At 40.1% G+C, this 3,003-nt stretch carries 5 protein-coding genes; all 5 read right to left on the bottom strand.

The features are described 5' to 3' along the window. Nucleotides 1-44: 44 nt before the first annotated feature. The 5 genes from IEY42_RS21825 to IEY42_RS21805 all read right to left on the bottom strand — a co-directional run bounded on the left by IEY42_RS21825 (nucleotide 45) and on the right by IEY42_RS21805 (nucleotide 2,835). Nucleotides 45-467 (bottom strand): TraU family protein, encoded by a 423-nt coding sequence (locus IEY42_RS21825; protein ID WP_188927277.1) that lies wholly within the window; start codon nucleotides 465-467, stop codon nucleotides 45-47. After that, the gene (locus IEY42_RS21820; protein ID WP_188927276.1) at nucleotides 468-617 is read right to left on the bottom strand and encodes a hypothetical protein; all 150 of its coding nucleotides are present in this window, start codon (nucleotides 615-617) and stop codon (nucleotides 468-470) included. It lies immediately after the preceding gene. A gap of 2 nt (nucleotides 618-619) precedes the next feature. Continuing rightward, the gene (locus IEY42_RS21815) at nucleotides 620-1,780 is read right to left on the bottom strand and encodes a TrbC family F-type conjugative pilus assembly protein (RefSeq protein WP_188927275.1); all 1,161 of its coding nucleotides are present in this window, start codon (nucleotides 1,778-1,780) and stop codon (nucleotides 620-622) included. After that, the gene (lepB, locus tag IEY42_RS21810) at nucleotides 1,767-2,240 is read right to left on the bottom strand and encodes a signal peptidase I (protein ID WP_188927274.1); all 474 of its coding nucleotides are present in this window, start codon (nucleotides 2,238-2,240) and stop codon (nucleotides 1,767-1,769) included. Before lepB ends, IEY42_RS21815 begins: the two co-directional genes overlap by 14 nt. 133 nt (nucleotides 2,241-2,373) lie before the next feature. After that, nucleotides 2,374-2,835, bottom strand: a complete 462-nt coding sequence (locus IEY42_RS21805) for a hypothetical protein (RefSeq protein WP_188927273.1) — start codon at nucleotides 2,833-2,835, stop codon at nucleotides 2,374-2,376. Between the last annotated feature and the right edge of the window lie 168 nt (nucleotides 2,836-3,003).

Genomic DNA, 3,003 nt, shown 5'->3' with positions numbered 1-3,003 from the left:
CTTACCGCTCCCTGTTTTATTTTTATGAAAAACTGAGGCGACAACTATCCTGACACAGGGGGGTAATGACTATTCCAAAAGCCTTTTCCTTTCGATGCATTCACGGTGCCCATACCAATGTAATCATCCTGAAGTGTAATGCCACCGAGTGTTGGACTACACCATGGTAACCTTACCGTTTCTATTATTCTGGTTGGGGCGAAATACGATAATTTCGTACCGGCAAAGGGCACACCTAAATTGTCATTACATAAACAAAATGGGTTATTATCTGATGCACCATCGGGTTTGTTCCCGACTCCCATCAATGAAAAGCCTTCAGTAAAACAACTCCAACACACTTGATCGACAATCTTGGTCCAAAGTTGTGCATCCTTACAAATGTTGTCAACCTCGGTATCCGCGATTGCTGAAGCACTCAATAAAAATGCCAATGCCGCAACAACCGATAAGGCATACTTGTTCATCTAAACACCTCGCAACAATGATGATAATGAAATGGATAACCAATTAATAAATTGAATAAATCCATCTAATATTTGCATTGCGATATCAGGTTGCATCAATGTTAGATAAATGCCGCCAACGACACCTAGAGCTAATACAATCAATTTCATAATTATTTTCTCACGTTAAATTCACGTACTTTGATGTAGTTCTTTTCAACACTCACCACTGAAGGTACGGCTTTAATAGCAAATTTGGTGATTAGCTCTTTTTCGAGAAGATAAATATCGCGTTTATATCGTTTTCTTAGGTCACCCAATTGCTCCCAACCGTTTCTATCATCTAGGCGCGTCACGATAATTTGATCTCGATAATCAAATTGGTCTTTATATTTGTCTAACCAAGCCAGCTGTAACGCATCCGTCGGGTCAACAATATATAAGCCAAGATAAGCATCTGGCATTTGTGCTAATGGATTAAATTTATCACCAGCCTTTGCAAGCACGACTCCCGCACGGTTTACCACATCACGCTGAATTTGCACTGTTGCATCGATATAAAATGTGTTGTTTGTTGATGCCAACGTTAAGTTATATCTCGGTCTTTTCTCCCAGTAGCCCTTTGTTGCGTCACGTTGTTTCTGTTCCCAATCCATTTGGCTCATTCGCTGTTTAATTTGCTCTACCAATGACCTTTCTTCTACAGGGAACGTTGCCCCATACGCACCAAAATCTGTGGTCTTCTTCACTGTTGCGACTTTCTCAGTAAAGAAGTCCATCTGAGTCATGCCAATCATTTTGATTTGAATTTTACTGTCGTCATACACTAAGGCGGGAACTCGATTGACTTGATAAAGCTTGAACCAGGACGGGCCAAATTTAACTGTCGGCTTAACGACCATATCCTGTGTCATAGCCTGTAAACGTGCCATCGTATCTAGGATGTTTTTGTCGCCATCAAACATGCCATTGATGTAAACCGTAGTCCCTGATGCCGCTGCATTTTTAAAAGCATCAATAAGTGATGCTCGCGGCATGGATAAGCTGACGAACATAAAGGAAATTGATGAGGGCTTGGTTAATGCTTCACTTTCAGATAGCGTCTTATGAGTAATATCTTGTAGTTGCTGTTGTGCATTTTCTATAAATTGTTCAACATCTTTAGGCGTGGCTTCGTTTTTTCCTGATAGATTTAACCCATCAAACCACCCTTTATCATTTGCCATTTGCACGGCTTGCTCTGGAGTTATTCCTGGCTCAACAACCTGATTTGCATTAGCAATTGAACTTGATACAAGCAAACCTAAAACCAGCAATTTTCTATAACATTGCATATGCGTCTCCGATCATGTCGCTTCTCTTAATCGTTCCCCAAAATCGCGAATCATATGACAGCGGGGTTTCTCCAATCACAAAATATTGATCTTCTTTCAAATACAATTCTTTGCTTATCTCTTGCTCTGACACATCTACCTTCATCAGCAGTTGGCGCACATTGTTCTTATAGGTTTTCCCATTAACAACGACCCCATCCACATTGACGATCACATGGTCTCCCGGCATCCCTACCAGTTTTTTTATCCAGCGAGATCCCTTTAGAAAATACGGTGTATTTCTGGGTAAATTGAATGCAACCAAATGATCACGCTTGATATTTACATCCTGCTTATCAACCAAAAAATATCTGGCAAATAAGCATGAGTATTCTTGAGAGGGAACCGCTAATGTAAATTTTGAAGACATCAGCATTACCAGCGACGCAATTAAACAAAAGCTTATCAATGCATGCTTCATAACCTGCCCTCTAGAAATAGTGAATAATTGTTATGTTAATCCCTTAAATTGCTAAAAATGTTCAGTTCAGGTGCCGTTTGGGACGCTGAAATAAAAAAACCGCCAAAATGACGGTTTTTTCTAGTATTTAGCTTTAAAAGCTGGCTCGACCTATACCTTTGGCTCCAGCGTCATCTACAGCCTCAATAACAATCGTTGCTGTAGGGAAATCACTTTCACTAAATCGAACTTGCGCACCGTATGGGCTGAATACTGTTCCATTGACGACCCAACGATAATAAGTAATCGTTCCATCGCTATCTTTACAGTTTGCATCAACAATATGAGTACCATATTGTTCGCGTACTACAGGTTCACACACAGGGGCTTGGTTTTCCTTAACATCAAACGACATGTCGTATTTACCGGTTTGACCAAAATTTGAGGTTACTTCTAATTCAATATCGTAATGACCAGCCGCTAAATCCGAAAACACACCAATTGCGCGACTAGATGGCTCGCTTTGCACACCATTGATAGTCCATTGGTAGTTTGTCATAAAGTCATATGGGTGACTTGTTTTAACGCTTGGGTATAGCGATACAGTCAGGGGCATTCTCATATACTTATTTGAATACACATCATTCATCTTGAACTCTAATGGTTCTGGATCTATCGCATCAACAAAGCCATCAATAAAGGTAAAGTTTCCTCGATTATCGGAGGGTGTAACAGATTCTGTGTAACTGCAATTTAGTTAATATGTTTCACAATTCTATCTTCG

This window comes from Shewanella algicola (assembly GCF_014648035.1).
Lineage (GTDB): Bacteria > Pseudomonadota > Gammaproteobacteria > Enterobacterales > Shewanellaceae > Shewanella > Shewanella algicola.
This window is presented reverse-complemented; position numbering and strand designations above follow the sequence as displayed.

Bases quoted from the DNA above. Each gene is read 5' to 3' on its own strand.
- IEY42_RS21825 (WP_188927277.1), bottom strand. From the start codon at position 467: ATGAACAAGTATGCCTTATCGGTTGTTGCGGCATTGGCATTTTTATTG.
- lepB (WP_188927274.1), bottom strand. From the start codon at position 2,240: ATGAAGCATGCATTGATAAGCTTTTGTTTAATTGCGTCGCTGGTAATG.
- IEY42_RS21820 (WP_188927276.1), bottom strand. From the start codon at position 617: ATGAAATTGATTGTATTAGCTCTAGGTGTCGTTGGCGGCATTTATCTA.
- IEY42_RS21805 (WP_188927273.1), bottom strand. From the start codon at position 2,835: ATGCCCCTGACTGTATCGCTATACCCAAGCGTTAAAACAAGTCACCCA.
- IEY42_RS21815 (WP_188927275.1), bottom strand. From the start codon at position 1,780: ATGCAATGTTATAGAAAATTGCTGGTTTTAGGTTTGCTTGTATCAAGT.